Annotated in this window: 23 protein-coding genes; 8 read left to right on the top strand and 15 right to left on the bottom strand. The window is 63.4% G+C overall.

Going from position 1 to position 26007, the window contains the following annotated elements:
- Nucleotides 1-78 precede the first annotated feature (78 nt).
- Nucleotides 79-1458 (top strand): aspartate aminotransferase family protein, encoded by a 1380-nt coding sequence (locus tag EJ066_RS25550; protein ID WP_126042721.1) that lies wholly within the window; start codon nt 79-81, stop codon nt 1456-1458.
- 329 nt (nt 1459-1787) lie between these two features.
- Here the strand turns inward: EJ066_RS25550 and mmsB are convergent, their stop codons facing one another.
- A complete protein-coding gene (gene mmsB, locus EJ066_RS25545) occupies nt 1788-2672 on the bottom strand; it encodes a 3-hydroxyisobutyrate dehydrogenase (protein ID WP_126042720.1) in 885 nt (294 codons plus the stop codon).
- A 157-nt stretch (nt 2673-2829) separates the two neighbouring features.
- Complete coding sequence (locus EJ066_RS25540) at nt 2830-3996, bottom strand: isobutyryl-CoA dehydrogenase (protein ID WP_126042719.1); 1167 nt, start codon at nt 3994-3996, stop codon at nt 2830-2832.
- Between the two features lie 153 nt (nt 3997-4149).
- Between EJ066_RS25540 and EJ066_RS25535 the strand changes: the two genes are divergently transcribed.
- Together EJ066_RS25535 and EJ066_RS25530 are read left to right on the top strand one after the other, a co-directional pair.
- Nucleotides 4150-4764: a dimethylsulfonioproprionate lyase family protein gene (locus EJ066_RS25535; protein WP_126042718.1), complete on the top strand. Its 615-nt coding sequence runs from the start codon at nt 4150-4152 to the stop codon at nt 4762-4764.
- Nucleotides 4764-6239, top strand: coding sequence for a cobyric acid synthase (locus EJ066_RS25530; RefSeq protein ID WP_126042717.1), 1476 nt, complete (start codon nt 4764-4766; stop codon nt 6237-6239). The genes EJ066_RS25535 and EJ066_RS25530 overlap by 1 nt, the downstream gene beginning before the upstream one ends.
- On the opposite strand, the gene EJ066_RS25525 is transcribed toward EJ066_RS25530, so the two are convergent.
- The 3 genes from EJ066_RS25525 to EJ066_RS25515 form a co-directional block, all read right to left on the bottom strand.
- Nucleotides 6236-6658 carry a VOC family protein gene (locus EJ066_RS25525; RefSeq protein ID WP_126042716.1) on the bottom strand — a complete coding sequence of 141 codons (423 nt, stop codon included), beginning with the start codon at nt 6656-6658 and terminating at the stop codon, nt 6236-6238. The two genes, EJ066_RS25530 and EJ066_RS25525, sit on opposite strands and share 4 nt — an antisense overlap.
- Nucleotides 6659-6764: 106 nt before the next feature.
- Nucleotides 6765-7598, bottom strand: a complete 834-nt coding sequence (locus EJ066_RS25520; protein WP_126042715.1) for an AraC family transcriptional regulator — start codon at nt 7596-7598, stop codon at nt 6765-6767.
- 99 nt (nt 7599-7697) lie between these two features.
- The gene (locus EJ066_RS25515; RefSeq protein WP_126042714.1) at nt 7698-7868 is read right to left on the bottom strand and encodes a hypothetical protein; all 171 of its coding nucleotides are present in this window, start codon (nt 7866-7868) and stop codon (nt 7698-7700) included.
- A gap of 145 nt (nt 7869-8013) precedes the next feature.
- Here EJ066_RS25515 and EJ066_RS25510 point away from each other — a divergent pair, with 145 nt between their 5' ends.
- Nucleotides 8014-8445, top strand: coding sequence for a TerB family tellurite resistance protein (locus EJ066_RS25510; protein WP_126042713.1), 432 nt, complete (start codon nt 8014-8016; stop codon nt 8443-8445).
- Between the two features lie 22 nt (nt 8446-8467).
- On the opposite strand, the gene EJ066_RS25505 is transcribed toward EJ066_RS25510, so the two are convergent.
- The 5 genes from EJ066_RS25505 to EJ066_RS25485 form a co-directional block, all read right to left on the bottom strand.
- The gene (locus EJ066_RS25505) at nt 8468-10111 is read right to left on the bottom strand and encodes a dipeptide ABC transporter ATP-binding protein (protein ID WP_126042712.1); all 1644 of its coding nucleotides are present in this window, start codon (nt 10109-10111) and stop codon (nt 8468-8470) included.
- Complete coding sequence (locus EJ066_RS25500; RefSeq protein WP_126042711.1) at nt 10108-10977, bottom strand: ABC transporter permease; 870 nt, start codon at nt 10975-10977, stop codon at nt 10108-10110. The genes EJ066_RS25505 and EJ066_RS25500 overlap by 4 nt, the downstream gene beginning before the upstream one ends.
- A complete protein-coding gene (locus EJ066_RS25495) occupies nt 10974-11921 on the bottom strand; it encodes an ABC transporter permease (protein ID WP_126042710.1) in 948 nt (315 codons plus the stop codon). Before EJ066_RS25495 ends, EJ066_RS25500 begins: the two co-directional genes overlap by 4 nt.
- Nucleotides 11922-12239: 318 nt before the next feature.
- The gene (locus EJ066_RS25490; protein WP_126042709.1) at nt 12240-13721 is read right to left on the bottom strand and encodes an ABC transporter substrate-binding protein; all 1482 of its coding nucleotides are present in this window, start codon (nt 13719-13721) and stop codon (nt 12240-12242) included.
- 164 nt (nt 13722-13885) lie between these two features.
- Nucleotides 13886-15175: an acetylornithine deacetylase/succinyl-diaminopimelate desuccinylase family protein gene (locus EJ066_RS25485; protein WP_126042708.1), complete on the bottom strand. Its 1290-nt coding sequence runs from the start codon at nt 15173-15175 to the stop codon at nt 13886-13888.
- A gap of 207 nt (nt 15176-15382) precedes the next feature.
- Between EJ066_RS25485 and EJ066_RS25480 the strand changes: the two genes are divergently transcribed.
- Nucleotides 15383-15811, top strand: coding sequence for a L,D-transpeptidase (locus EJ066_RS25480; RefSeq protein WP_126042707.1), 429 nt, complete (start codon nt 15383-15385; stop codon nt 15809-15811).
- Here the strand turns inward: EJ066_RS25480 and EJ066_RS25475 are convergent.
- Both EJ066_RS25475 and EJ066_RS25470 read right to left on the bottom strand, forming a co-directional pair.
- Nucleotides 15808-16320: a hypothetical protein gene (locus tag EJ066_RS25475; protein WP_348629265.1), complete on the bottom strand. Its 513-nt coding sequence runs from the start codon at nt 16318-16320 to the stop codon at nt 15808-15810. The two genes, EJ066_RS25480 and EJ066_RS25475, sit on opposite strands and share 4 nt — an antisense overlap.
- Nucleotides 16321-16473: 153 nt before the next feature.
- Nucleotides 16474-17877: a selenium-binding protein SBP56-related protein gene (locus EJ066_RS25470; protein WP_126042705.1), complete on the bottom strand. Its 1404-nt coding sequence runs from the start codon at nt 17875-17877 to the stop codon at nt 16474-16476.
- 319 nt (nt 17878-18196) lie between these two features.
- Between EJ066_RS25470 and EJ066_RS25465 the strand changes: the two genes are divergently transcribed.
- From EJ066_RS25465 to EJ066_RS25455, 3 genes are all read left to right on the top strand, one after another.
- Nucleotides 18197-19279, top strand: coding sequence for a substrate-binding domain-containing protein (locus EJ066_RS25465; RefSeq protein ID WP_126042704.1), 1083 nt, complete (start codon nt 18197-18199; stop codon nt 19277-19279).
- 84 nt (nt 19280-19363) lie between these two features.
- The gene (locus EJ066_RS25460; protein ID WP_126042703.1) at nt 19364-21619 is read left to right on the top strand and encodes an ABC transporter permease; all 2256 of its coding nucleotides are present in this window, start codon (nt 19364-19366) and stop codon (nt 21617-21619) included.
- Nucleotides 21612-22391 (top strand): ATP-binding cassette domain-containing protein, encoded by a 780-nt coding sequence (locus tag EJ066_RS25455; protein WP_126042702.1) that lies wholly within the window; start codon nt 21612-21614, stop codon nt 22389-22391. Before EJ066_RS25460 ends, EJ066_RS25455 begins: the two co-directional genes overlap by 8 nt.
- Before the next feature lie 203 nt (nt 22392-22594).
- On the opposite strand, the gene EJ066_RS25450 is transcribed toward EJ066_RS25455, so the two are convergent.
- Genes EJ066_RS25450 through EJ066_RS25440 form a run of 3 tightly spaced genes read right to left on the bottom strand, consistent with a single transcriptional unit; the run spans nt 22595 to nt 25931 of the window.
- Nucleotides 22595-23590: a lipid A biosynthesis lauroyl acyltransferase gene (locus EJ066_RS25450; protein ID WP_126042701.1), complete on the bottom strand. Its 996-nt coding sequence runs from the start codon at nt 23588-23590 to the stop codon at nt 22595-22597.
- 4 nt (nt 23591-23594) lie between these two features.
- Entirely contained in the window at nt 23595-24623 is a 1029-nt protein-coding gene (locus EJ066_RS25445; RefSeq protein ID WP_126042700.1) for a zinc-binding dehydrogenase, read from the bottom strand.
- Between the two features lie 36 nt (nt 24624-24659).
- Complete coding sequence (locus EJ066_RS25440) at nt 24660-25931, bottom strand: beta-ketoacyl-ACP synthase (protein ID WP_126042699.1); 1272 nt, start codon at nt 25929-25931, stop codon at nt 24660-24662.
- Between the last annotated feature and the right edge of the window lie 76 nt (nt 25932-26007).

The following is a 26007-nucleotide window of genomic DNA, read 5'->3' as shown; positions in this document are numbered from 1 at the left end:
GCTATTCGCCGCCCGCCTTCCCTTAGCGAATCCGCCCCGGCTGCAACTGCCGGATTGGTTCAAGAGGAAAGATCAGACATGACTTATCAGAATTACTCGCTGAAGCAGCTTCAGCAGATCGATGCTGCGCATCACCTTCATCCGTTCACCGACCACAAGGAGATGCGCGAGGCCGGCTCACGCATCATCACTCACGCCAACGGTCCGTTCATCTATGATTCCGAAGGGACGGAAATCCTCGACGGCATGGCTGGGCTGTGGTGCGTCAACATCGGTTACGGCCGCGATGAACTGGCCGACGCGGCTTATGCGCAGATGAAGGAGCTGCCTTACTACAATTCCTTCTTCAAATGCTCGACACCGACGCCGGTGCTGCTGGCCAAAAAGCTGACGGAACTGGCGCCGAAGCACGTCAACCAGGTCTTCTACGGCTCGTCCGGTTCGGAGGCCAACGATACCGCGCTGCGGCTTGTCCGTCACTATTGGGCGCTGGAAGGCAAGCCCGAGAAGAACCGCATCATCTCGCGCAAGTCGGCCTATCACGGCTCGACCATCGCCGGGGCGTCGCTGGGCGGCATGGAACAGATGCATAACCAACTCAACGGCGCGGTGCCCAACATCGTCCATGTGATGATGCCCTATGCCTACGAACTGGCTCTGCCCGGTGAAAGCGACCATGATTTCGGCCTGCGTGCGGCCAAGGCCGTCGAGGATGCCATCCTCGAAGCCGGCGCCGACAAGGTCGCCGCCTTTATCGGCGAGCCGGTGATGGGGGCCGGCGGCGTGAAAATACCGCCGATGAGCTATTGGCCGGAAGTGCAGCGCATCTGCCGCAAATACGATGTCCTGCTTATGCTGGACGAGGTCATCACCGGCTATGGCCGCACCGGCGCGTGGTTCGCAGCGCAGACCTTCGGCATCGAGCCCGATACCATCACCACCGCCAAGGCGCTGACGTCAGGCTATCAGCCGCTGTCGGCGCTGCTGGTCGGCGATCGCATCGCCGCGACGCTGGTCGAGAAGGGCGGCGAGTTCTATCACGGCTACACCTATGCCGGTCACCCGGTGGCCTGCGCGGTGGCGCTGAAGAACCTCGAGATCATGGAGCGAGAAGGCCTGGTCGAGCGGGTCAAGAACGACACCGGACCCTATTTCGCCAAGGCGCTGCAGGAACGCATTGGCGGTCACGATCTGGTCGGCGAGGTGCGCTCGATCGGGCTGATGGGGGCGATCGAGATCGTCAGGGACAAGGCGACCAAGGAGCGTTTCCTGCCGGCCGGGAGTGCGGCCGTACTTGTCCGCGACCACGCAGTCGCCCAGGGCATGATGCTGCGCGCCACCGGCGACACGATGATCCTGTCGCCGCCGCTGATCTGGACGCGCGAGACGATCGACATGGCCTGTGACCGTATCGCCAAGGCGCTCGATCTGGCGCAAGCGGATTTGCGCAAGCGGTAAGGTAGAACGATCGCCGGGCGTCCCGCAGTCGGACGCCCGGTGTTTGAATGCCGCATTCTGCCGAGGAGCTCGCCAGGCGAGGAAACGCAAAAACCGCGCTCCGTCGGGAACGCGGCTTTGCCAGATACGCATGGCGCTTCGCTACCAGAATACTTGCGAAACTTACGGGCTCCGGTACGCGAGACCTGATCCGGAGCGCCGGGCGGGATTGCCGCCTCGCATTCCGTTCTACAGGCACATCGTTACCGCCGGGTTATCGAGAGCTTAAGCAAATCTAAATTTGCGATCGTTCTTGCCGGAAAAACCGAAAGCCCTGTCGAATTTGGGGCTTACACAGGGGCACCGCGCAGGAAATTTATGATGCCGGAAAAATCGGCGCCGGCATTCCCCTGAGCATTGAACAGCGCATAAAGCTGGGCTGCCTCGGCGCCGAGCGGCGTCACCGCGCCGGCACCCTGCGCGGCTTCCTGCGACAGTTTCAGGTCCTTCAGCATGAGGGCTGCGGCAAACCCCGGCCTGTAGCCATTGTTGGCCGGCGATGTCGGCACCGGGCCGGGCACAGGGCAGTAGGTGGTCAGCGACCAGCATTGGCCGGAGGAGGTCGAGGCGACGTCGAATAGCGCCTGATGCGACAGGCCGAGCTTTTCCGCCAGAACGAAGGCCTCGGCGACGCCGATCATCGAAATGCCGAGTATCATGTTGTTGCAGATCTTTGCCGCCTGTCCGGCGCCATCGTCGCCGCAATGGACGATGCGGCCGGCCATCGGCTTGAGGATTGGCTCGGCTTTGGCGAAGGCGTCCTTCGAGCCGCCGGCCATGAAGGTCAGCGTGCCGGCGGTGGCGCCGCCGGTGCCGCCGGAAACCGGCGCGTCGATCGACAGCAGCCCGTGCCTGGCAGCGATGGCGTGGGCTTTTCGTGCCGATTCGACGTCGATGGTCGAGGAATCGATGAACAGCGCGCCTTTTTTCGCCTTGGGCGCGATGTTCTCATAGACCGACAGGACATGCTTGCCGGCCGGCAGCATGGTGATGACCACATCGGCATCCTTGACCGCGGCAACGGCATTGGCCATGACGACGACGCCATGGTCCTTGGCGACGACGAGGTTTTCCGGCATCAGGTCGAAGCCGTGCACGGCATGTCCCGCCTTGACGAGGTTGGCGGCCATCGGATTGCCCATATTGCCGAGGCCGATGAAGGCGATGGTGGTCATAATGGCACTCCGCTCGGTTGGTGAATGGTGAATAGTGAAATGGTGAATAGTGAATAGTGAATAGTGAATAGTGAATAGTGAGTGGGATTGGTGTGAGTAGATAGCGCTATGGCTGAATGTTAGCATTCACCATTCACTATTCTATTCACTAAATTCTCTATCGCCCAATCAGGGTGCGTGCGATGATGACGCGCATGATCTCGTTGGTGCCTTCGAGGATCTGGTGGACGCGCAGGTCCCGCACCAGCTTTTCGATGCCGTAATCATGCAAATAGCCGTAGCCGCCATGCAGTTGCAACGCGTCGTTGGCGACGTTGAAGCCGATATCGGTGACAAAGCGCTTGGCCATGGCCGACCATTTTCCGGCATCCGGTGCCTTGCGGTCGAGCTTCGCGGCAGCGGCGTAGAGGAAAACGCGTGCGGCCTGCAGCTCGGTCTCCATGTCGGCGAGCTTGAACTGCAGCGCCTGGAACTGGTTGATCTTCGTCCCGAAGGCCTTGCGCTCGGCGGTGTAGGCGAGCGCCTTGTCGAGCGCCGATTGCGCGCCGCCCAGCGAACAGGCGGCGATGTTGAGCCGGCCGCCGTCGAGCCCGGCCATCGCGATGCCGAAGCCGGCGCCTTCGGCTGACAGCAGGTTTTGCGCCGGCACCCTGCAGTCCTCGAACACGACCTGGCGGGTCGACTGCATGTGCCAGCCCATCTTGTGCTCGTTGGCGCCGAAGGACAGGCCGGGCGCATCCTTCGGCACGACGAAGGTGGAAATGCCTTTCGGCCCGTCGGCGCCGGTGCGCGCCATGACGATGTAGATGTCGCTGTCGCCGGCGCCCGAGATGAACTGCTTGGCGCCGTTCAGCACATAGTCACCGCTGCTTTTCACCGCGCGCGTCTTCAGCGCCGCCGCATCCGATCCCGAGCCCGGCTCGGTCAGGCAGTAGCTCGCCAGCCATTCCATCGAGGTCAGCTTCGGCAGGAAGCGCTGGCGCTGCTCGTCGCTGCCGAAGCGGTCGATCATCGACGCCACCATGTTGTGGATCGAGATGAAGGAGGAGAAGGCCGGATCGGCGCGCGAAAGCGCCTCGAAGATCAGCACGGCGTCGAGCCGGCCGAGCGCCGAGCCGCCGACATCGTCCCTGATATAGATGCCGCCAAGGCCGAGCGGCCCCGTCTCGCGGATCACGTCCGCCGGAAAATGCTTGTTGCGGTCCCAGTCGAGCGCGTTCGGCGCGACGCGGTCGGCAGCGAAGGCCTCGGCCATCTCCTGGATGGCGCGCTGGTCCTCGTTGAGTTCGAACTGGCTGGTGCTCGCATCGACAGCGGCGTCCATGGCGTGCTCCCTGATGTGCTTCGGCCTGCTGGCCTGTTGTTTTTGGCTTTGCGCGCGCATCAATCTAGACCAATGATGCCGCCGCGCAAGCCGACCATCTCTATTCAACCATCTGGGGAGCGGCCGTGCGCGAATGCGTGTCTGGAGCAAGGCGTGACGACAAATTTCGATGAACTGCTCGAATGTTTCCATACCACTCTTGCAACGTTCGATGATGCGCTGGTGCGCGATGCCGTGGCCCGGATCGGCTGGGCCATGCCGGCGCGTCCGCTCGAGCCGCATCCGCTCGCCTGCCTGCGCCAGCTCGAACGTATCGTCGAACTTGTTCCGGCAGGCGCCAGGCCGCTGGCGCGGTTGCTGGCCGAGCGTCGCAACGATCTGCGCTGGGGGCAGACCTACAGCGAGGCGGATTTCGGCAAGACATTCATCGACAATTACGGCTGGCTGGAGGTCTTCGGCACGCGCGGCCATTTCGTCAACGACGAGGTCGCGGCCGGTTTGCTGATCCTCGGACCTGATATCGTCTATCCCGATCATCACCACGTCGCCGAGGAAATCTACCTTCCGCTGACCGGCGGCACGCAATGGCGCATGGGCGAAGGCGGCTTTCGAACGCGCGAGGCGGGCGAGGTGATCCACCATGCCTCTGGTGTCAGCCACGCCATGCGCACCGGCAAGGAACCTCTCTTGGCACTCTATATCTGGCGCGGTGGACCGCTGGCGGCGAAGTCCACGATCACCGGCGCCGTTTCACAGGACAGGAATTGATGGCGACCAAGGCGATCATGCTGCAAGGCACGGGCTCCGATGTCGGCAAGACGGTGCTTGTCGCGGGCCTGTGCCGCGCGGCGAGGAAACGTGGACTGAAGGTGCGGCCGTTCAAGCCGCAGAACATGTCGAACAACGCCGCCGTCGCCGATATTGCGGGCGACAACTCAGGCGGCGGCGAGATCGGCCGCGCCCAATGGCTGCAGGCGATCGCCTGCGGCGTGGCGCCCTCCGTCCACATGAACCCGGTGCTGCTCAAGCCGCAGACCGATGTCGGCGCGCAAGTGGTGGTGCAGGGCAAGGTGTTCGGCGAGGCGCGGGCACGCGACTACCAGGCGCTGAAGGGCCGGCTGATGGATGCTGTGCTGGAGTCCTGGGCAAAGGTCGGGGAGGGCGCCGATCTCGTCATCGTCGAGGGCGCCGGCTCGCCGGCCGAGATCAATCTCAGGAGCCGAGACATTGCCAATATGGGCTTTGCCACGCGCGCCAACGTGCCGGTGATCCTCGTCGGCGACATCGACCGCGGCGGCGTCATCGCCTCGGTCGCCGGCACCCATCTGATCCTGCCGGAAGAGGACCGGCGCATGATCGCCGGCTATCTCATCAACAAGTTCCGTGGCGATGTCTCCCTGTTCGATGACGGCATCAAGTCGATCGAGACATTCACCGGCTGGCGCTGCTTCGGCGTCGTGCCGTGGCTGAAGGCGGCGGCGCGATTGCCGTCGGAAGATTCGGTGGTGCTCGAACGTCTGAGCTCTGGCGAGAGGCGCGCGCTGAAGGTCGCCGTGCCGATGCTTTCGCGCATCGCCAATTTCGACGATCTCGACCCGCTCAAGGCCGAACGCGAAGTCGAGGTGGTCTTCGTGCCGCCCGGCCAGCATTTGCCGGAGGACGCGGGGCTGGTGGTCATTCCCGGCTCGAAATCCACGATCGGCGATCTCTTGAGATTTCGTGAGAACGGCTGGGACCGCGACCTCGTCGCCCATCGCAAGCGCGGCGGCCACGTGGTCGGCATTTGCGGCGGCTTCCAGATGCTCGGCCATGTCGTACGCGATCCCGACGGCATCGAGGGCAGCGTGACCGAGACGAAAGGCCTCGGCCTGCTCGACGTCGAAACGGTGATGGAACCGGAAAAGACGGTGCGCAATGTCAGAGCGCGCTCGGTGCAATTCGACCTGCCGCTCGAGGGCTACGAGATCCATCTCGGCCGTACCACCGGCCCGGACACGCTGCGGCCGTCCGCCGTCATCAACGGCGTCGATGATGGGGCCATATCCGCCGACGGCAAGGTATCGGGCACCTATCTGCACGGGCTGTTTTCCGCCGACGCTTTCCGAGCAAGGTTCCTGGAAACCCTCGGCGTCAAAGGCGGCGGCATCGATTATCGCGCCGAGGTCGAACGGGCGCTGGACGAGATCGCGGCCGAGCTGGAAACCCACCTCGACTGCGACGCCATTTTTGGCCTCGCGCGTTAGCTCGCGGGCTCGCCTGCCTTCGGCCGGTAAGTTCCAAACGACCAGACATTGCCTTCCGGATCGCGGCAGATGAACTCGCGGCTGCCATAATCACGGTCGGTCAGTTCTTCCAGTATTTCGGCGCCGGCCTTTTTTGCTTTGGCATAAGCGGCATCGGCATCGTCGACGGCAACATAGATCGATCTGCCACCGCCCGGGCTCGGTGCACCGATCATCTGGCCAAACTTGTCGTCGCGTGCAGTGCCCAGCATGATCATCGAGGAGCCGAAAGACAGTTCGGCGTGATGGACGATGTCGCCTTCGCCATAGCGGGCATGAACGGCAAAGCCGAAGGCTTCAACCAGCCAGTCAATCATTTTCGCGGCATTTCGGTAGCGCAAGGTCGGATAGAGCCTGGGCGGTTCGACTGACATGGTCATGGCGATTTCCTTCGGTTGGGTTGGTCGATAACCCAGTCTGGGCGAAGGCTGTTGCGGCGTCTTGAAGAAATGTTACCTGAGCGTTCTGCAGAGGACCCTGGGCGGTCTATGCCTGGGCGGCAAGCATCGTCGGTGTCTCGCCGGCAAGGTCGCGGAATTCGCGCACCAGATGCGCCTGGTCGGCATAGCCGCAGTCGGCGGCGATATCGGCCCAATCGCATCTGTCCTGCCTCGAAAGGCCGAGCGCCCGGTTGAAGCGGACGATGCGCGACAGCGTCTTGGGACCGACGCCGATCGCGTCGGAGAATTTTCCCAAGAGATGTTTGCGGCTCCAGCCCAGCCTGTCCGCGAGCGATGAGATGCGAATGCGGCCGCCCGACACGACGATCCGGTCATAGGCCCAGGCGATTTCGGCCCGCGTTTCCCGGGCCTCGGCCAGCCGAGTGGCGACGAACGTCTCGACGATGGCAAAGCGTGCGCTCCAGTCGCACGCATTGCCAAGTCTTTCGCGCAGCGCGGTGCCTTCAAGGCCGAGCACATCGTCCAGGCCGACCATGCGGTCGGTCAGTTCGCTCATCGGAAGGCCGAAGAAGCGGCGGGCGCCGAGCGGGGTGAAATTGACCTGGACGCAGCAGGCGCCGCCGAAGGACTCGATCACCACCGGACCGGCATAGAGGCCGGCGGCGAAACTGGCGAAGCGGTCGTTGTCGCCTGGACCCTTGCCGAGCCCGATGGCGAAGGGTTCGGCAAAGCTGATGACCAGCGGCACGGTCAGCGATGCAAATTCGACGTTGCGGAAACGGCCGGGTGCCGTTTCGCGATAGAAGCATAGGTCGGTGACCGCGCTCCGGAGCCCAGAGCCTGGCGCGCGCCGCACCATCTCGAACCGATCGGCGACCGAACGATCCAGTTGATCATGATGCTGCATCTCGACCGGCATTGGCCATCCTTGTGCCCCAGGAGTCTAACAGATCATCCCCCGGAATCAAAAGCGCCCGGCTTGTGGCCGGGCGCTCCGAGTTGCCTGAGATCTGAGTGCTTAAGCGCCGCGCATCAAGCAGCCGACGGCAAGCACGATGTAAGCGATGAGGACGATCCACACCGCGGCAAGTGGAATAAACGCAAGAACGCCGAGAGCGGCGAGAAGGCCGATGACGGCGATAACAACGGATATAATGAAAATAAGCTGTGTAGGCGCACTGAGATTCATGTGTGGCTCCTCCAACATGATTCGTACAGCCGCATACTATCAGGCAGGTGATCATACACCAATCAGAGCGCGACGCGATCGGCCACCCGTTTGCGCAAGGCCGATTCCGCGCTACCTATTTGGGACGAATCGGAAAGGGACGCTGATGGCATTCGCTTTGCTGGACCAGATACGCGCGATCTTCGATGGCGACCCCGGCGTGCGCAAGGTTGCGGACGATCCCGTGCTGTCGGCGGAACTGCTCATGCTGTTCCGCATGATCCTGGCCGACGGTTCGGTCAGCGAGAGCGAAATGGTCGCCTTCAGGCGCATCTGCCGGGAAGCCTTCGGCATTCCGGAAGCCAGCATCGACAGCGTCATCGAATATCTCAACGACTTCGGCTACGAGACCAACAGCTCGCAAGCCATCGCGCAGTTCCGCGACCTCGACGTCGAGCGGCGCAAGCTGCTTGCCCGCCACATGGCCGAGATCGCCAAGGCCGATTCGCAACTTGCCGGAAACGAGATGCAGCTCTTGCGACGCACGCTCGACCTGCTCGACATCAGACCTGCCGATGTGGTGAAGCCGCAAGAATAAGCCTCTCTGAACGGCTGGCTGTTCACCCCTGTTCCTGCAACCGGCGCGCGATCGACCTGTGCAAATCGGGCGCCGCGGCGACCAGCGCCTTGGCGGCTTCGGATTGCGGATGGTCGAGAACCTCGCTCGTCCCGCCGCGCTCGACGATCCTGCCGTCATGCATGACCATCACCTGGTCTGACATGGCGCGGGCGACGGTCAGATCGTGGGTGATGAACAGATAGGCGATGCCGAGCTTCTGGTTGAGCTCGGCGAACAGGTCGAGAATCTGGGCGCGGATCGAGACATCGAGGGCCGAGACCGGCTCGTCGGCGACGACCAGTTTGGGGCGGGTGATGATGGCGCGGGCGATCGACAGGCGCTGGCGCTGGCCGCCAGAAAACTCGTGCGGATATTTGTTCATGTCGCGTGGGCTGAGGCCGACCTCGTGCAAGGCCCTTGCCACCAACTCGCGCCGCTCGGCATTCGTCGGCTTCTTCTCCAGGACATGCAGTGGCTCGGCCACCAGTTTGTCGACCTTCTGGCGCGGGTCGAAGGAGCCGTAAGGGTCCTGGAACACCACCTGCATGTCGCGTCGCGCCGGCTTGAGCTCAGCCTCGCTCTTGCCGGTGATGACCTCGCCGCGAAACCGGATCGTTCCCGATGACGGCTCGTCCAGCGCCAGGACCATGCGGGCCAGCGTGGACTTGCCGCAGCCGGAACGCCCGACCAGCGCCACCGACTGGCCCGGCGTCATCGAAAATGAGACATCGTCGACGGCGCGGATTGGGGCCGCGCGCTTCAGCAGCGATATGCGCCGCCCGGGATAGTCTCGCGTCACGCTGTCTACCTGGAGCAGTGGCTTGGCCACCGTAAGCGCGGGGCCGCCTTGGCCAACCTCATATATGCTGGCGCGCGCCGGCACATGCATCGAAGCCTGCGCCAGCTGTCGGGTGTAGGGATGAAGCTGTTCGGACAAGGTGCGTGCCGTGTCGCCGGCTTCCATCACTTGGCCATGGCGCAGGATGGTGACGCGATCCGCCATCTCCGTCACCACCGCGAGGTCGTGCGAGATCAAGAGCAGGCCCATGCGGTTTTCCGCGACGAGGTCGCGCAACAGGTCGAGGATTTGCGCCTGCAGCACCACGTCGAGCGCCGTCGTCGGCTCGTCGGCGATCAGCAGTTTCGGTTTCAGCGCACAGGCAATGGCGATGACGACACGCTGGCGCTGGCCGCCGGAAAGCTCATGCGGATAGCGCGACAGCGGGAATTGCGCCGCCGGCAGCCCAACCCGCTCGAGCATTTTTCGCGCACGGTCTTCCGCATCGGCGCGGCTTGCCTTCGTATGCCAGCGGATGCCTTCGGCGACCTGCTCGCCGATGGTCTTGACCGGATTCAGCGCCGTCATCGGCTCCTGGAACACCATGCCGATGTCGTCGCCGCGCAGCGCGCACATCTGGTCCTCGCTGGCCGCAAGGATGTCGATGCCGTCGAAGGCGACGCGCCCGGTGGCGCGCGCCGCCCAGGGCAGAAGCTGCATCACGGTGAGCGCCGTCATCGACTTGCCGGAGCCGGATTCGCCGACCAGCCCCATCACCTCGCCGGGCGCGACGGAGAGTTCGACATCCCGGAGGATCGGCGTGTCACCGATCGACAGCGACAGGTTTTCGATTTCGAGCAGGCTCATCGCTGCCGCCGCGACCGGGGATCAAGGATGTCGGCAATGCCGTCGCCGAGCAGGTTCAGGCCAAGCACGGTGACGGCGATCGCCATGCCCGGAAACAGGGCCATCCACGGCGCCGCCACCATGCGCGTCTGCGCATCGAACAGCATCCGGCCCCAGCTTGGCATCGGTGGCTGTGTGCCGAGACCGACATAGGAAAGCCCGGCTTCGGCCAGGACGCCCAGCGCGAACTGGATGGTGCCTTGCACCAGCAGCAAGGTGACGATGTTGGGCAGCACATGTTCCAGCGTGATCAGTGTTTTGCCCTTGCCGGCGGCGCGCGCGGCGAGGATGAATTCGCGCGGCCAGATCGCCAGCGCGCCGGCGCGGGCGACGCGGGCGAAGACCGGGATGTTGAAGATGCCGATGGCGATGATCGCGTTGAGCGCGCCCGGCCCGAAGATGGCGGTGATCATGATCGCCGAGAGCAGGGCAGGGAAGGCGAAGACGAGATCGTTGAGCCGCATCAGCGCTTCGTCGACGATGCCGCCGCGTGCCGCGGCAAAGGCGCCAAGCGGCACGCCGACGCCCATGCCGATGCCGACCGCCACCAGCGCCACGGCGATCGAGTTGCGGGCGCCGACCATGATCATCGACAGGATGTCGCGGCCGAAATGGTCGGTGCCGAACCAATGCGCCAGCGAGGGGCTTTGAGTCTTGTCTGCGATGATCAGCCTGGTGACGTCGTAGGGTGTCCAGAAGAACGAGACGATGGCGACCGCCGCCACCAGCGCGGTGATGACGAAGCCGGCGAGGAACGAGCGGTTTCGCAACGCCTTGGCCAGGACGCCGGCAAGGTTCTCCTCCGGGATGTCGATATGCAGCGTCATTGGCGGCTTCTCAGGCGCGGGTCGACGACCGCATAGGAGAGATCGACAAGCAGGTTGACGGCGATGACGGCGGCGACCAGCAGCATGACGATGCTTTCGACGACGATCAGGTCGCGCTGGGTGATCGCCTGGAACACCAGCCGGCCGAGACCGGGCAGATAAAAGACGTTCTCGACGATGATGGTGCCGGCGAGCAGGAAGGCGAACTGCAGGCCGAGAATGGTCAGCACCGGGATCATGGCATTGCGCAGCGCGTGCCGCCACAGCACCGCGCGATAGGGCAGGCCCTTGGCGCGGGCGGTGCGGATGTAGTCCTCGTGCAGCACCTCGATCAGCGCCGAGCGGGTGACGCGGGCGAGGATCGCCGCTTGCGGCAGAGCGAGGGCGATCGCCGGCAGGACCAGTGATTTCAGCGCCGGCCACACACCGGCGCTCCAACCGGGAAAGCCGCCGGCCGGCACCAGCCGCAGCCAGACGGCAAACAGATAGATCAGCATCAGCGCGAACCAGAAGTTCGGCACGGCGACGCCAAGCTGCGCGGCGCCCATCGCGATCGTGTCGCCGGCCCGTCCGCGCCGGCTGGCGGAAAACAGCCCGACCGGAATGGCAATGACGGTGGACAGGGCGAGCGCGATCAGCGCCAGCGGCAGCGAGACGACGACACGCTCGCGGACCAGGTCGATGACCGGCACCGAATAGGTGTAGGAGCGGCCGAAATCGAGGCTCAGCAAGCCGCCGGCCCAGCGCAGATAGCGCGCGGCAAGGGGCGCGTCGAGGCCCATCTGGCTGCGCAGCAACTCGACCTGCTCGGCGCTGGCGTTCAGGCCCAGCATCAGCCGCGCCGGGTCACCGGGAATGATCTCCAGCACGGCGAAGACCACCATGGAGGCGAGAACCAAGGTGACGACGGCGATGGTAAGGCGTTTGAGGAGGTAGGCGGTCATGGCGGAAAGGCCGCTGTATCTTTTCTGGAAAGCTGCGTTGGCGGGCCATTGCTTCGTCTGCTTTGGCTACAGGTCACCATGGCTTCGTCATCCTGGGGCGGAGCAGGAGCGAAGCGACGTCGCGGAGACCCCAGGATCCATGCCGTGACACAAACCGAAGAGCGCAGCGGTCCAGAACGGCATTGCCCCTTCGTGTTTCCATCTCAGTCTCCCAAATTCTGCGTCGCCGGAACGCTCATAGGTCACGGAATGGATCCTCGGGTCTGCGCAGTTCGCTGCGCTCCTGCTTCGCCCGAGGATGACGAAACCGAGCGAGGCTCACTCCGTCCACTTCACCTTAGTCAGGTCGTTGGCCTGGATCGGCGCGTTTTCCCAAAAACCCTCGAGCTTGGCGTCCCAGACGCCGGCTTTCGGCAGTTCGTAGAGGAAGCCGACCACGGCATCGTCGGCCAGTATCTTCTGCGCTTCGCCGAGCAGCGTCATGCGCTTTGCCTCGTCGGAGGTGAGGTTGAGTTCGGCGATGATCTTGTCGAAGGTCGGATTGTCGTAGTTGAAGTAATAATCCTTGCGCGAATAGATATCGATGTCGTTAGGCTCGGTGTGGGACACGATGGTCAGGTCGTAGTCCTTCTTGGTGAACACCTGGTCCAGCCACTGCGCCCATTCCACGGGCACGATTTCCAGCTCGATGCCGACGTCGCGAAGCTGCGAGGCTATGATCTCGCCGCCAAGCCGCGCATAGGGGGGCGGCGGCAGTTTCAGCGTCGCCTTGAAGCCGTTCTCGAAGCCGGCTTCCTTCAGCAATTCCCTGGCCTTCGCCACATTGTGCGGATAGAGGCCGGCGAGGTCGACATAGGCCTTGCTGGCCGGCGACATATGCGAGCCGATCGGCACGCCGAGACCGACCGAGGCGCCGTCGATGATCGCCTTGCGGTCGAGCGCAAAGGAAATCGCCTGCCTGACCTGCAGTTTGTCGAAGGGCGGCTTCTTGTTGTTGATGGAGAGGATGGTCTCGCCCTCGGTCGCGCCGATCACCACCTTGAAGCGGGGATCGCCCTGGACCTGCGCGACGCTGTCGAGATCGGGGAAAAAGGGAAAGGCCTGGACATCGCCGGAAAGCAGCGCCGGCACGGCGGCAGCGGCATCGGGAACGATGCGGAACTCCGCCTTGTCGAGGGACACCGGTGCGCCCCAGTAAGTGTCCGACTTGATCAGCGTGATCGATGAGCCCTTGGCCCAGTTCTGGAATTTGAACGGGCCGGTGCCAACAGGCTTTTCCTTGTTGGTGTCGGCTGTCTCAGGCGCGACGATCACCGCATCGCCCCAGCCCATATTGTAGAGGAAGGAAGCTTGCGGGTTCTTCAGCGTGATCTTGACCGTCGCCGGATCGACGATTTCGACCGTGTCGACGGCGGCGAACAGCCCCTTTTGTGCATTCACCGAGTTGTCGGCACGAGCGCGGTCGAGCGAGAATTTCACGTCTTCGGCGTTGAAGTCGGTGCCGTCATGGAATTTCACGCCGGTGTGCAGCTTGAAGGAATAGACCTTGCCGTCGTCGGAAATGGCCCAGCTTTCGGCGAGATCCGGCAGCACCTCGCCGTTCGGGCCGATGCGGGTCAGCCCCTCGAACACGTTGGCGTAAAGCACTTCGTCGATCGCCGCCGCAGCACCTGCGGTCGGATCGAGATGCGGGGGCTCGAGCGTGACGCCGATGACCAGGTCGGTTCGCGCGGCAAACGCCGAGGCGCCAGTAGCCAGCACCAAAGCCGCAGCGGAGAGAATGGTTTTCCACAATTTCATCATGCAACTCCCGATATGCTCAAAAACGTGCTCAAAACCCGGTGGATAGAAGCGTGATTTCGCGGAGGAGTAAATTGCGTTTCGTGCTTTCCGGCAGCGCCGGCAGGAATGTTTTTCCGTGAGCCGCCGAGTCAAGCGACTGAGCTTGCCCCGTCGCTGCCAGATTAGCGGGCGCCGGCGCCCCTGAGCAGCACGTTGAGCCCGATCGCCATCACCTTGGCCGCGTCCACCATGTCGGATATCCCGACCCATTCGTCGGGCCTATGGGCGAGGTCGAGAATGCCCGGGCCATAAGCGATGCAGTCGTAGATGTGGCCGATGCGGGCAATGTGCTTCTGGTCGTAGGTGCCGGGTGAAATCACGTAGTCGGGCTCGCGGTCGAATATCTCCATGATCCCCTGCGCCACCGCCTTCACCACCGGCGCATCGCGTTCGGTCATCAGCGGCAGCACCTCCATCAGATCGCGGATCTCGTAGTCGAATTTCTTGCGCTCGCGCTTCAGCCGGTCGAGGATATCGGTCACTTCGCTCTTGACCGTGCCGAGGTCTTCCTCGAGCAGGAAGCGGCGGTCGATGGTCAGCCGGCAGGAATCGGGAACGTTGGGCGAGGGCAGGCCGGGCCGGAAATCCTCCGTCTGGCCGCCATGGATCGAGTTGATGTTCATGGTCGAGCGCTTTGCCCCTTCGGGCACGACCGGCATACGCGTCATCTTGCGGTCGAGCGCAGGGAACAGCTCGTCCTCGAACGCCTGCAGCACGGCGCCCATATGGCGCACCGCATTGTCGCCGAGGAACGGCATCGAGCCGTGCGCGATCTCGCCCTTGGTTTCGATCTCCGCCCACCACACACCGCGATGGCCAAGGCAGATGCGGTCCTTGTTCAACGGCTCCGGAATGATGACGTGGTCGACCTTCGGCTTGGAGAAATAGCCGAGCCTGGCCAGATGGCCGACGCCGCCGAAGCCGCCGGACTCCTCGTCGACCGTGCCCGATATTTCGATGGCGCCCGGAAAGTCGGGGAAGACCTCCATGAAGGCCTCGGCTGCGATGATCGAGGAGGCCAGACCGCCCTTCATGTCGCAGGCGCCGCGGCCATAGACCTTGCCGTCCCTGACAATGCCGGCAAAGGGATCGAGGCTCCAGCCGTCACCGGCTTCGACCACGTCGATATGCGAGTTGAAATGCACGCAGGCGCCGGGCGAGCGGCCATCGAAGCGGGCGACGACATTGACGCGCGGGTAGCGATCGGTGTCGCCGGGCGTGCCTTCGGCGCGGATGAATTCGATTTCGAAACCGCGCTGCTTCAGCCGCGCTCCGACATATTCGGCGCATGGCCGATAGGCTTCGCCGGGCGGGTTGATGGTCGGAAAGCGGATCAGGTCCGCGGTCAGCGCGACCAGATCGTCGACCCGGTCCTCGACCGCTTTCAGGAGACGTTTGTTCTTTTCGTTCATTCGGCGAATTGAGCAGCCAACGGTGCGTTTTTGCAAGCCTGTTGGCGGATGTGTCGCTGTAGCAACTATCGCGGGAAATCGTTCAAATTTGCTGCTTTGGATTGGTGAATTCGTCAAGGAGTATGTGGTTACCTCGTTCACTTGAGATTAAAAATGTGAAAAATAGCGTGAAGGGCAGCAGGCAGGGGCAATCAGGGGGGTGTTCGCATGAAGAAAACCGTTCTCATGGCAGCGGTAGTGGTAACGATGCTGTTCGGCTCTTCGGTCGAGGGTTGGGCCGGCAAGCTGGTTGCAAGGATCGACGTGTCATCGCAGACGATGACTGTAAGATACGGGAGTGCGGTTTACCGGTGGCCGGTGTCCACGGCGCGCAAGGGTTATATCACGCCGCGCGGCAGCTACCGGCCGCAACGGACGGCGCGGATGTGGTATTCGCGCAAATACGACATGTCGCCGATGCCTCATTCGGTGTTCTTCCGCGGCGGCTACGCCATCCACGGCACGGGCGCGGTGAAGTCCCTCGGGCGTCCGGCCTCGCATGGCTGCGTGCGGCTGCACCCCTCCAATGCCGCCGCCTTCTATTCGATGGTGAGGCGAGCCGGCTTCCGCAACACGCGGATCGTCGTGACCAATTAGAGCGCGGAAAACACGCCGATCGCCCCGACCAGCACTAGGCTCAGCGCCCAGATCACATCTAGATCAAACCAGCTTTTCGAAAGAAACCTTAATCCCAGCCACCGATAGACGCCGAAGGCCAAAGCGCCGCCCGCAGTGATCATCGCGCCCGTGTGGACCGCTGCCACGCCGATCGAGAGCGCTGCAGTTCGTGCAATGAGGGCGGTCGCGGCACGGTGCCCGGCATCCGTTTCAACGACGCTGCACAGGCCGAGGTAGATCGGCACCAGCATCAGGCCGGCGCCATGCGCGATGGCGACCAGAAAGGACCATAGCGCCAGTCGCGACGGCGGCACGCGCGCCAGAAATCTAGGATGCCGCCGGTTGAAGAGCAGCCAGACTCCGAGCGCGACGACAACTAGACCTGCGCCAACGCGGATCTCGGTTTGCCAATCAACCAGCGCAGTCATCAGTGCGAAGGGCAAGAGGACCACCGTCATGGCGACAAGATGCCCGAACGCCAGCGCCATGAGTGCGCGCGGCAGCGCATAGGTTCGCCGTTCCATCAGGGCGGCCGAAACGGCAAGCGGCCAGCCCATACCCGGGTTTACGCCATGGTAAATCCCGCTGGCGACCACGGCAAGCCAGAGGCCGGCTGTGGTCGAAAGGAGTTCGGGCGACACCTAGACCGATGGGTAGCAGAAACTGTCGGTAGAGCAGTCGCCGCCTTCAAGTCGGATCTGGTGCGTTCGATAGCCTTTGGGGAACTCGACGAAGAAGTTGGTGTCGAGCGTCAGGCCACCATTGGCGCCAACATCGGCCTTCACCATCGCCCCGCCGCGCTCACCGGGATAGAACTGATCGTCCCAGGTCGAATAGAGCGAATTGGTCCAATACACACGCTTGCCGTCGCGGCTAATCTCGACCATCTGTGGCCCGTAGCCGAAGACTTTGCCACAGGGGTGCTTGGTCTTCTTGACGATCCCACCCAGTTCGACCTTGCCCGCCAGAACCGGCTTCATTGGGTCGCTGACATCGTATTGATGCATCTCACCCGTTCCCCAACAAGCCACATAGAGATATTTGTCGTCGAGGCTGAGGTCGATGTCGGTGACCAGCGGCGGCACCGCCGAGAAACCCTTCAGAAGATCCGGCAGATCGTCGGCATTGGCCGGTTGAGGCGGGATGGTCGCCGTCTTCTTGGCCTGGAACTTGCCATCTGCGTTGCGCCACCAAGTCCAAATCGAGCCTTCGAGATTGGTGGTATCGACCACAACGCCGCAGAAGCCGTATTGCTGGACTGGATCATGCGCCGGGCGGATTTCGAGCGCCATTTGGTGATTGGCGCCCAGATCGATCGTCTGAATGTTCTTACGCGCACGCAGATCCCAGAAATGCATGCGGTGGCCGTATTTGTTGGACAGTAGATCCTCCGGGACGATGCCGTTTTCGAACTGCGGCGGCAAGGCCCATTCGGAACTGACCATGTAGTCGCGCGGCAGGTTCCACCAGAAATCGTAGTGCTTGTCCTGGGCGCCGCGATCTATCTCATAGCGGCCAATGACATCGAAGGTCTGGCAATCCATGATGAAAATGCCCGGAGGACCGTCGGTACCGTCCTTGCCGCCGCCGCCGAGGGTCGAGACATAGATGCCCTCGGGTCCGCAGTGGATCGTATGCGGGCGAGAATAGCCCGTCTTGGCAAAGACTTCTGCGGGTTCGATGATCTTGTGAATCTTGGCGGCTGTCGGCCCGCCCTTCACATCAATTATGTAGATGCGCGACGAACGCATGCCCGGAATGATCAGATAACGACGCTCCAAAAAGGCGTGGCCGGTCAGTGGTGATAGCGCCGAAGAACACGCATTCCAGCCGAAGTGATGAAACTCATCGCCCTTGTTTGGCATGATCACAGTGTGGACGATCTTGCCGAAATCCGGCGAATTTGGATCGACATTCACCACAGCCAGCCCGTCGGGTTGCGAGAAGTCCGGGCTAAGCATCAACGTGTAGGCCAGAGTTTCCGGCGGCCCTTCCATAGCCAGCTTCGGTGACGGATAGAATGTGGGGTCTGGTCGCAGATTCATTGCGGTATCCTCCCTACGCGTTTGTGAAATTCTGTTTTTGTTGCTCTCTGTGTCGCTCCCTTTGAATGCGGCCCAGGTAGGGTTCATAGTACACCAAGTCTCCTCGTCTGTCTGACACCGCGTCGCGCTACATCAACGCTAGAAACCGCCGCGCCCGGTCAGAATGACGGAACCGCCGACCAATTCGTCGGTGAAAGTGGGAGCACTATTTACGTGGGCAGGCTTTGGGCAGAATATACGGGGTGGGAGGAAGCATTCGGAATCCCTGAATAAATGCGCCCGAACGGCTTCCGACCGTTGGTTGCAAGGGAGGATAATCATGAAACGTATTTTCTCGCTCGCGGCGTGTGCCGCGGCGTTATCGCTCGGCGTATCGTACGCCTACGCACAATCGGGCGGCGTCGATAAGGCGGTCGGCGGCTACAGCTTCGAAGAAGCCGCAAAGGAGGCCCCCGGTACCAAGGATTTCCATTCGGCCGATGGTCACCTCACTTTCGCTATCGTGACACACACTGCCGGCAATGGCTTCTTCGATCCGGTCTACGTAGGCGCGACCGTCGCCGGCAACCTGATCGGCGCCAAGATCCTGCTGCTCGGCTCGGAATCGCCGACCGACGACCCTGCCCGCGAGATCGAAATCCTGAACCAGATCGTGCAGGATCCGACGATCGACGGGCTGATCATGACAACGCCCCAGGTCGGCGCCTATAACGACATCGTCAAGGCCGCCGAGGCGAAGGGCATACCGGTCGCCACGACCAATTCCTTTGACGGCACGATCCTCAACCGCAGCGGCATCGGCCATACCGGCCAGGACGCCTCCGCCGCCGCAATCGCCGGCGAGGCGCTCGTCAAATGCCTCGCAGACAAGGGTATCGAGAAGGGTTCGATCGTCCTGCCGTCGTCGACCGCAATGGGCAACATCGAGGTGAACAATCGCGTCACTTCGGCTTTCAACGCCATCGTCAAGGGCTTGAAGGATGCCGGCAAGCTTGATGCCTTCAAGGTCGACGCGGGTCCGGAGAACACCGGTATCGACACCAATCCGAATGACCCGGTGAACGGCATCGTGACGCTGTTCGAATCGCGCGGCGACGTCGTTGGCGCGTTCGCCGGCAACAACGTGTTCACGCCGGCGCTTGCCAAGGCCGTCGCTCAGGCCGGAATGACCGGCAAGATCTGCGCCTACGGTTTCGACCTGGGCCCGGCCCAGCAGGATGCAATGAAGAGCGGCGATCTGACCGGCGCGCTCGGCCAGCAGCCCTTCTTGCAGGGTTTCTGGCCGGTCATGCAGCTTTATCTGGAGATCGATCGCGGCATCGCGGCGGCCAACCTCGACACACGCGCCCAACTCGTGACGAAGGAGACCGTCGAGGACGTCGGCAAGCGCTTCGAGAACTGAGTCCGCTCGGAACGTCTGAAATCACTGCGGGAGGGCGCAGGCTCTCCCGCAATGCGGCAGCAGGGAAATCGACCAGAAGAGACCATGGCGCCCACCGCGACCACATCGCTCGGCCGTGCGCCGTCCCAGATTATCGGCGGCTGGGAGGTGGGGCTCGTTGCCTTGCTTTTGCTGCTCTATCTCGGCGGCGCTCTCGTCAATCCCGCGTTCTTCGGGTCAACAGGAGCGTTTCACTCGCTGCTCCGCGACACCTCACGGGTTGCGATCATCGCGGTCGGAGTGACCTTCGTCATCGTCAACAAGGACCTCGATCTTTCGGTCGGTTCCACTTACGGCTTGGTCGCCGTCGTCTTCGCCAGGCTGTTCGCGCCCAGCTTCCTTGACCTCGGCGTCGTCACGTCGGTAGTCCTCTGCCTGCTGCTCGGCGTGTTTATCGGGCTGATCAACGGCGTGCTCGTCACCATCCTGAAGGTGCCGGCGTTCATCGCCACGCTGACCATCCTCTTCATCGGCCGGGGCTTCGTGCTGGCGCTCACTCACGGCCAGGCGATCTACTATCCCGCCAAGGCGACCGGCTATCCGCTTTTTTTTCACCTCGGCGAGACGAACCTCCTCGGGTTCAACAACCAGATCGTGATCTTCGTCGTTGTCGCCGTGATCGGGGCCTATGTGCTCGCCAAGACGCGCTGGGGCTACGAGACCTTCGCCACCGGCGGCAACGAGCAGGCGGCGTCCTATGCCGGCATCCCGACCAACTGGGTGCGCATTCGAGCCTACCTGATCTCCTCGCTCTGCGCGGCGCTAGCCGGCTTGATGTCGGCTGCCCAGGACAAGGGCGTGACGCCCCTCTACGGCGTCAGCGGTGAGCTGATCGTCATTGCCGCCGTGATCATCGGCGGCGCCTCGATCCTCGGCGGCCGCGGCCGGGTCGCCGGATCCTGCCTTGGCGCCCTGCTGGTGGTGCTGCTCGACAAGGTGCTGCGCGAGGGCTGGCCGATCACGCGCGTCATCAAGATCGGCGACGAGGAGATCACGGTCAACGCCGTCTTTTCGCTGCCGGTCGGCGCGGTACCGGTGTTCCTTGGGCTGCTGCTCGTCGTCGCGGTGCTTATCGAGCCCTATCTCATCCGTCGCCAGGTGGCAGGGCGCCTCTGGGCCTGGCTCCGAGGCCGGCCGCCGCCACCGGCCTACGAGATCGGCGGCATCGCGATCGAGGGGGTGCAGACCAAGGGCGCGATGGCGACCGACATGGCGCTGTCGGCCACCGGGTTGGGCAAGTTCCTCGCCCGGCGCGACGCGCTCGCCATCATCCTGACCGTGTTCCTGTGGCTGACCGGCCTCGCGCTCCGGCCGGACTATTGGTGGAACCTGTCCAACAGCTTCGCGATCTTGCTCAACTACACCGAGCTTGCGCTGATCACCATCGGGCTCACCTACGTCATCGCCGCCGGCGATATCGACCTCTCCGTCGGGGCGGTGCTTGCCCTCGCCGGCAGCACCGCCGCCTATTTCCTCAAGGTCCTCGGCGCCGACCCCGTGACCGCCGTGGCGATGGGCCTGCTCGCGGGCATGTGCGCCGGCCTCGTCAACGCGATCGTCACCGTCGGCTTCAAGCTGCCGGCCTTCATCGCCACGCTCGGCATGTTCTACATCGCCCGCGGCCTCGCCGCCTGGTTCGTCGCCGGGCAGCAGCTCACCGGCTGGCCCGAGGGCTACAACCTGCTTGGCCGCAAGGTGAACGACATCCTGCTGCACTATCGAATCTCGCTGCCGGACGGGCTGCCGCGCTCGATCGCCGAGGTGGTGAGTGTCCAGACCATCTGGATGTTGCTCGTCGCCCTCATTGCCGGCGTCGTGCTCGCCTACATGCCGTTCGGGCAGAAGGTCTATGCGACCGGCGGCAACATTCGCGCCGCCGCTTATGCCGGGATCAACACCAACCGGGTGCGGTTCCTCGCGCTCATGCTGGCGGCACTGTGCGCGACAATGGCCGGAATCATCAACGTCGCCTACTTCCGCAGCTTCAACCCGGTAGCCGGCCAGTTTCGCGAGCTCGACGCCATCGCCTCGGTGATCATCGGCGGCGGTTCGATCTTCGGCGGCTACGGCACCGTGATCGGGGCGCTCGCCGGGGCGGCGGTGATCACCCTGATCCGGGCGCTGTTGCAGCTCAACGTCCAGGGCTTCGCCATGCCGCAGCACTGGATCAACGTCTTCATCGGCGGCATCCTGATCGTGGCGGTGCTGATCGACATCTGGGTGCGCCAGGCCAACATCTTCGGCCGCCTACGGGCACGCCTGGCGCGGCGCACAAGGACGGCGGAAACCACCCATGCGTGACGCGACCAAACCTGCACCGATCGTAGAAATGTGGGGCATCGAAAAAGCCTTCGGTGCAGTGCAGGCGCTCCGCAACGTCGACCTCGTGCTCTATCCCGGCGAGATCCTGGGCCTCGTCGGCGACAACTCGGCCGGCAAATCGACGCTGATGAAGATCCTGACCGGCGCCTACCAGCGCGACGCCGGCGAGGTCTTCGTCGCCGGGCAGCCGGTGCACTTCAAGAGCCCGCACGAAAGCCGCGACGCCGGCATCGAGATGATCTACCAGGATTTCGCTCTTTGCGGGAATATGGATGTCGGTCAGAACATCTTTCTTGGCCGTTGGCCGCGCAGGGGGCTTTTCGTCAATCGGCGGAAAATGTACGCGGAAGCCGACAGCGTGCTGAAGCGGCTCAAGGTCGACGTGAACTCCGTTTATCAAAAGGTCGAGAGCCTGTCGGGCGGCCGCCAGCAATCTGTGGCGATTGCCCGCGCTATCTCCTTCCAGCCGCGCGTGGTGATCCTCGACGAGCCGACCGCCAATCTCTCGGTGATGGCGACCGAGCGGCTGCTCGAAACCATGCTGGAACTGAAAAAGCAGGGCGTTGCCCAGATCATCATCTCCCACCGCCTCGTTGACATCTTCGCTGTGGGCGACCGCGTGATGGTGCTGAAGCGCGGCGAGAACGTCGGCGATCGCTACATCAGGAACACCGACGAGCATGAGGTCCTGGAGATCATCGTCTCCGGCACGCGAGAGCACGCACTTACGGCCGATGAGGCAAGGCTTTGACCGATCAGGATCACTTTTCTCCAGGCGTGGCTGTCAAACAGCTTTTTCATTGCGGACGAGCTAGATTCCCACCAAGGAGCGATCGAGGGCCGAAAACAAAAAACCCGCCTCGGCGGGCGGGTCGTTGGCGCAAATCAACACCATGCCCAAACCGATAGCATAATTGCCGGCACAAAGCAAGAACAAACTTGCCCAGGTTCTGCTCAGGCGGCTTCGCCGCGCTGTCTCGCGTGGCGGCGCCTTTTGCGCCGGCCGCTCATTTCCCATCTTTTGTGGAACCACATCCATTGGCCGGGATCCTCGCGCACCCAGCGCTCGACCACGTCGTTGAGAAGCTGGGTGGTGGCGCGGACGTCGACACTGCCGTCTGCGGTGCGGGGCAAGGTCAGCTTGTCCTCGATCTCGAGCCGGAAGCGGTTGCCCGGCAGGCGCATGCAGCGCGCCGGATAGACATCGCAGTCATAGTGCCGCGCCAAAGTGCCCAGGACCCGGTTGCTCTCGCATGGGCGGCCGAAGAAGGTCGTTTCAAGCCCGCCCGAGAATTTCTGGTCTACCAGCACGCCGATATTGCCGCCGTTCTCCAGGATAGCAGCCAGCGCGAATGAAGCGCCGGCCGAGGAGGGCAGAAGCGACCCCATGGTCGAGCGGCGCGTCGAGAGGATGTAGTCGGCAAGGTAGGGGTTGTTGGGCGGGCGAAACAGCGCCGTGATGTTCATGCCGAAAGTGGCTGCCGCCACCGGGAGCAGCTCGAAATTGCCGAGATGCCCGGTGAAGATGATATGCGGTTTTTGCTCGCCGGCGATCTCAACGAAATGATCGACGCCGCGGACCTCGACGCGGCCCGGCTTCGTCGCTTTCGGGTCGTAATCGAAGAGCGCATCGAGGAAGACATATTCCGCGGCGAGGCGAGCCATGTTGCCCCACATGTCGGAAGCGATGGCCTGGATCTCCTTGTCGCTCTTCTGGGGATAGGCCTTGCGCAGATTGGCGACGGCGACGTTGTGGCGCCCCACCCACGGGCCAATGCGGCGGGCGGCGCGGTCGGCGAAATTGAGCGCCCTGTCGACCGGCAGCAGACGCAGCACCCAGATCATCGTCATCGCGGCGCGCGCAAGCAGCCAGTAGTTGAGCTGGCGCAGCCGCCTGCCGTGGCGGAACGCCAAGTCCCTGCGGAGCTTCCTGAAGGCGTTGCCGAGCAAGGGTCTAGCCGACGCGCAGGATGATCTTGCCGAACACGTCGCGGCCTTCCATGCGCTTCAGCGCGGCGTCGATGCCGTCGAAGCCGACTTCGGTGTCGATAACCGGAGAAACCAGCCCCGCCGCCATTTTCTGCATGGCGTCGGCCATGTTTGCCATGCGGCAGCCGAAGGAGCCGAGCAGCTTCAGCTGCTGCTGGAACAGCTGCATCAAATTGATCTGCGTCGACACGCCGGAGGTCGAGCCGCAGGTCACCAGGCGGCCACCGCGTTTCAGGCACAGCATCGAGGCGGCAAAGGTATCGGCGCCGACATGCTCGAAGACGACGTCGACGCCCTTCTTCTTGGTCAGCTTGCGCACGACGCCTTCGAAACGGTCCTCGCGATAGTTGATGACATGGTCGGCGCCAAGCGCCTTCGCCTTGTCGACCTTGTCGTTCGAGCCGACCGTGGTGATCACGGTGCAACCCATCTTCCTGGCAAGCTGGATCGCGGCGGAGCCGATGCCCGAGCCGCCGGCATGGATGAGGATCGTTTCGCCGGGCTGCAGCCTGGCATTGTCGAACAGCATGTGCTCGACCGTGCCGAAGGTGACGGGCGCGACGGCAGCGCCGATGTCCGTCACGCCGGGCGGGGCGGGGACCAGCAGGCGCGCCGGCAGGTTTATCTTCTCTTGCGCAAAGCCGTCGAGATGGAAGCCGTGAACCCCCGAGACATGCTCGCAGAGATTGTCGCGGCCTTCGCGGCAGGCGCGGCAAAGTCCGCAGGTGCGCGCGCCATAGATCGACACAAGCTGCCCCGGCACCAGGCTGGAGACGCCGGGGCCGACCGCCTCGATCTCGCCGGAGGCTTCCGCGCCGACGACCAGCGGCAGCTTGCGCTTGGCGAAAGCCATGCCGCGCCAACCCCAGACGTCGATATGGTTGAGCGCCACGGCCTTGATGCGCAGCGTCACTTCGCCCAGCGCAGGCTGCGGCGGGGGCGGCAGGTCCACCGTTTCAAGGCGGCGGTCCTCGATAAGTTGCAATGCGCGCATGGGCCTGTCGGTTCTGTTGAGCGGGAAAAGGCTCGCTTAGACCGGTTCCCGCGCCATGACAAGGCAGGTGTTCTGGCCGCCGAAGCCGAAGGAGTTCGACAGCACCGTGCCGACCTCGGCGTTGCGCTTCTTGTTCGGCACCACGTCGAGCACGATCGCCGGATCGGGATTGTCGTAATTGATGGTCGGCGGGATGACGCTTTCGCGCATGGTCATCAGCGAAAACGCGGCCTCGACGGCGCCGGCCGCCGACAGCGTGTGGCCGATCATCGACTTGTTCGACGAGATCGGCATCGAGCCGGTCCGCTCGCCGAACACGGTCGACAGCGACAGATGCTCCATCTTGTCGTTTTCCGGCGTCGAGGTGCCATGGGCGTTGACATAGTCGATCTCGTCTTCGCCCAAGCCCGCATCGGCCAAGGCGGCGCGCACCGCGGCGATCGCCGGCGAACCGTCCGGCTTCGAGCGGGTGCGGTGGAAGTCGTCGGCCTTCTCGCCGCAGCCGCGCAGGATGCCGAGAATGGTCGCGCCGCGGGCGAGAGCCGCCTCCAGCGATTCCAGCACAAGCGCGCCCGAGCCCTCGGCTAGCACGAAGCCGTCGCGATCCTTGGAGAACGGCTTGGACGCCTTTTCGGGGATGTCGTTGTGCGTCGTGAGCGCAGAAAGCAACGAGAATCGAATCAGCGCCTCCGCGGTTGCCGAGCCGTCGGCGCCGATCGACAGCGCCCGGTCGCATTCGCCGCGGCGGATCGCCTCGACGCCGAGCTGGATCGCGGTGGCGCCAGAGGCGCAAGCCGTCGACAGCGTGATCGGCAGGCCGCGCGTGCCCAAGCGGTCGGCGAGCCGGTCGGCGATCGAACCGAATTGGGTGGTCTCGAAAATATCGAGCTCCTTCAAACTCCGCGCCACCCGAAGCAGCCTTTCGGCGCCGATGTCGTCCTTGTCGGAATTGTAGAGCGAAAAGCGCTCGCTCCAGTCGAGTTCGACCGGCGGCGAGGCCAGGAAAAGCGGTCCGCCGAAATCGCCGGAATTAAGACCCGATTCCGCGATCGCTTCCTGCGCGGCGATCTCGGCCATTTCGTAGGTGAGGGGGCTGGCGCCCCTGGAGCTCGACGGCAGGAAATCGACCATGCCTGAGATGCGGGTGTTCAGATGATCGACCGGAAAGCGGGTGATCGGATGAATGCCGGATTTGCCGGCGGTGAGCGCCGCCCAATTGTCGGCCTTGCCGACGCCCAGCGACGTCACCACGCCGATGCCGGTGACGGCGACGATCGGCCTGCCCATGTGATCGTTCAGATTGGCCATGTTGTTGTCCTGAGGCTCTCGACCGTTTCCTTGAGTTGGAGCAGCGGATTCATCCGAAAACCGCTTCGCCCCGACG

This window comes from Mesorhizobium sp. M9A.F.Ca.ET.002.03.1.2, from assembly GCF_003952365.1.
Lineage (GTDB): Bacteria > Pseudomonadota > Alphaproteobacteria > Rhizobiales > Rhizobiaceae > Mesorhizobium.
The sequence above is the reverse complement of the archived record's forward strand: the minus strand, read 5'-3'. Positions and strand labels throughout refer to the sequence as shown.

Excerpts from the sequence above, each read along its gene's own strand:
- EJ066_RS25550 (WP_126042721.1), top strand. The coding sequence starts at position 79 with ATGACTTATCAGAATTACTCGCTGAAGCAGCTTCAGCAGATCGATGCT.
- mmsB (WP_126042720.1), bottom strand. The coding sequence starts at position 2,672 with ATGACCACCATCGCCTTCATCGGCCTCGGCAATATGGGCAATCCGATG.
- EJ066_RS25540 (WP_126042719.1), bottom strand. The coding sequence starts at position 3,996 with ATGGACGCCGCTGTCGATGCGAGCACCAGCCAGTTCGAACTCAACGAG.
- EJ066_RS25530 (WP_126042717.1), top strand. The coding sequence starts at position 4,764 with ATGGCGACCAAGGCGATCATGCTGCAAGGCACGGGCTCCGATGTCGGC.
- EJ066_RS25525 (WP_126042716.1), bottom strand. The coding sequence starts at position 6,658 with ATGACCATGTCAGTCGAACCGCCCAGGCTCTATCCGACCTTGCGCTAC.
- EJ066_RS25520 (WP_126042715.1), bottom strand. The coding sequence starts at position 7,598 with ATGCCGGTCGAGATGCAGCATCATGATCAACTGGATCGTTCGGTCGCC.
- EJ066_RS25515 (WP_126042714.1), bottom strand. The coding sequence starts at position 7,868 with ATGAATCTCAGTGCGCCTACACAGCTTATTTTCATTATATCCGTTGTT.
- EJ066_RS25510 (WP_126042713.1), top strand. The coding sequence starts at position 8,014 with ATGGCATTCGCTTTGCTGGACCAGATACGCGCGATCTTCGATGGCGAC.
- EJ066_RS25505 (WP_126042712.1), bottom strand. The coding sequence starts at position 10,111 with ATGAGCCTGCTCGAAATCGAAAACCTGTCGCTGTCGATCGGTGACACG.
- EJ066_RS25500 (WP_126042711.1), bottom strand. The coding sequence starts at position 10,977 with ATGACGCTGCATATCGACATCCCGGAGGAGAACCTTGCCGGCGTCCTG.
- EJ066_RS25495 (WP_126042710.1), bottom strand. The coding sequence starts at position 11,921 with ATGACCGCCTACCTCCTCAAACGCCTTACCATCGCCGTCGTCACCTTG.
- EJ066_RS25490 (WP_126042709.1), bottom strand. The coding sequence starts at position 13,721 with ATGAAATTGTGGAAAACCATTCTCTCCGCTGCGGCTTTGGTGCTGGCT.
- EJ066_RS25485 (WP_126042708.1), bottom strand. The coding sequence starts at position 15,175 with ATGAACGAAAAGAACAAACGTCTCCTGAAAGCGGTCGAGGACCGGGTC.
- EJ066_RS25480 (WP_126042707.1), top strand. The coding sequence starts at position 15,383 with ATGAAGAAAACCGTTCTCATGGCAGCGGTAGTGGTAACGATGCTGTTC.
- EJ066_RS25475 (WP_348629265.1), bottom strand. The coding sequence starts at position 16,320 with ATGGCGCTGGCGTTCGGGCATCTTGTCGCCATGACGGTGGTCCTCTTG.
- EJ066_RS25470 (WP_126042705.1), bottom strand. The coding sequence starts at position 17,877 with ATGAATCTGCGACCAGACCCCACATTCTATCCGTCACCGAAGCTGGCT.
- EJ066_RS25465 (WP_126042704.1), top strand. The coding sequence starts at position 18,197 with ATGAAACGTATTTTCTCGCTCGCGGCGTGTGCCGCGGCGTTATCGCTC.
- EJ066_RS25460 (WP_126042703.1), top strand. The coding sequence starts at position 19,364 with ATGGCGCCCACCGCGACCACATCGCTCGGCCGTGCGCCGTCCCAGATT.
- EJ066_RS25455 (WP_126042702.1), top strand. The coding sequence starts at position 21,612 with ATGCGTGACGCGACCAAACCTGCACCGATCGTAGAAATGTGGGGCATC.
- EJ066_RS25445 (WP_126042700.1), bottom strand. The coding sequence starts at position 24,623 with ATGCGCGCATTGCAACTTATCGAGGACCGCCGCCTTGAAACGGTGGAC.
- EJ066_RS25440 (WP_126042699.1), bottom strand. The coding sequence starts at position 25,931 with ATGGCCAATCTGAACGATCACATGGGCAGGCCGATCGTCGCCGTCACC.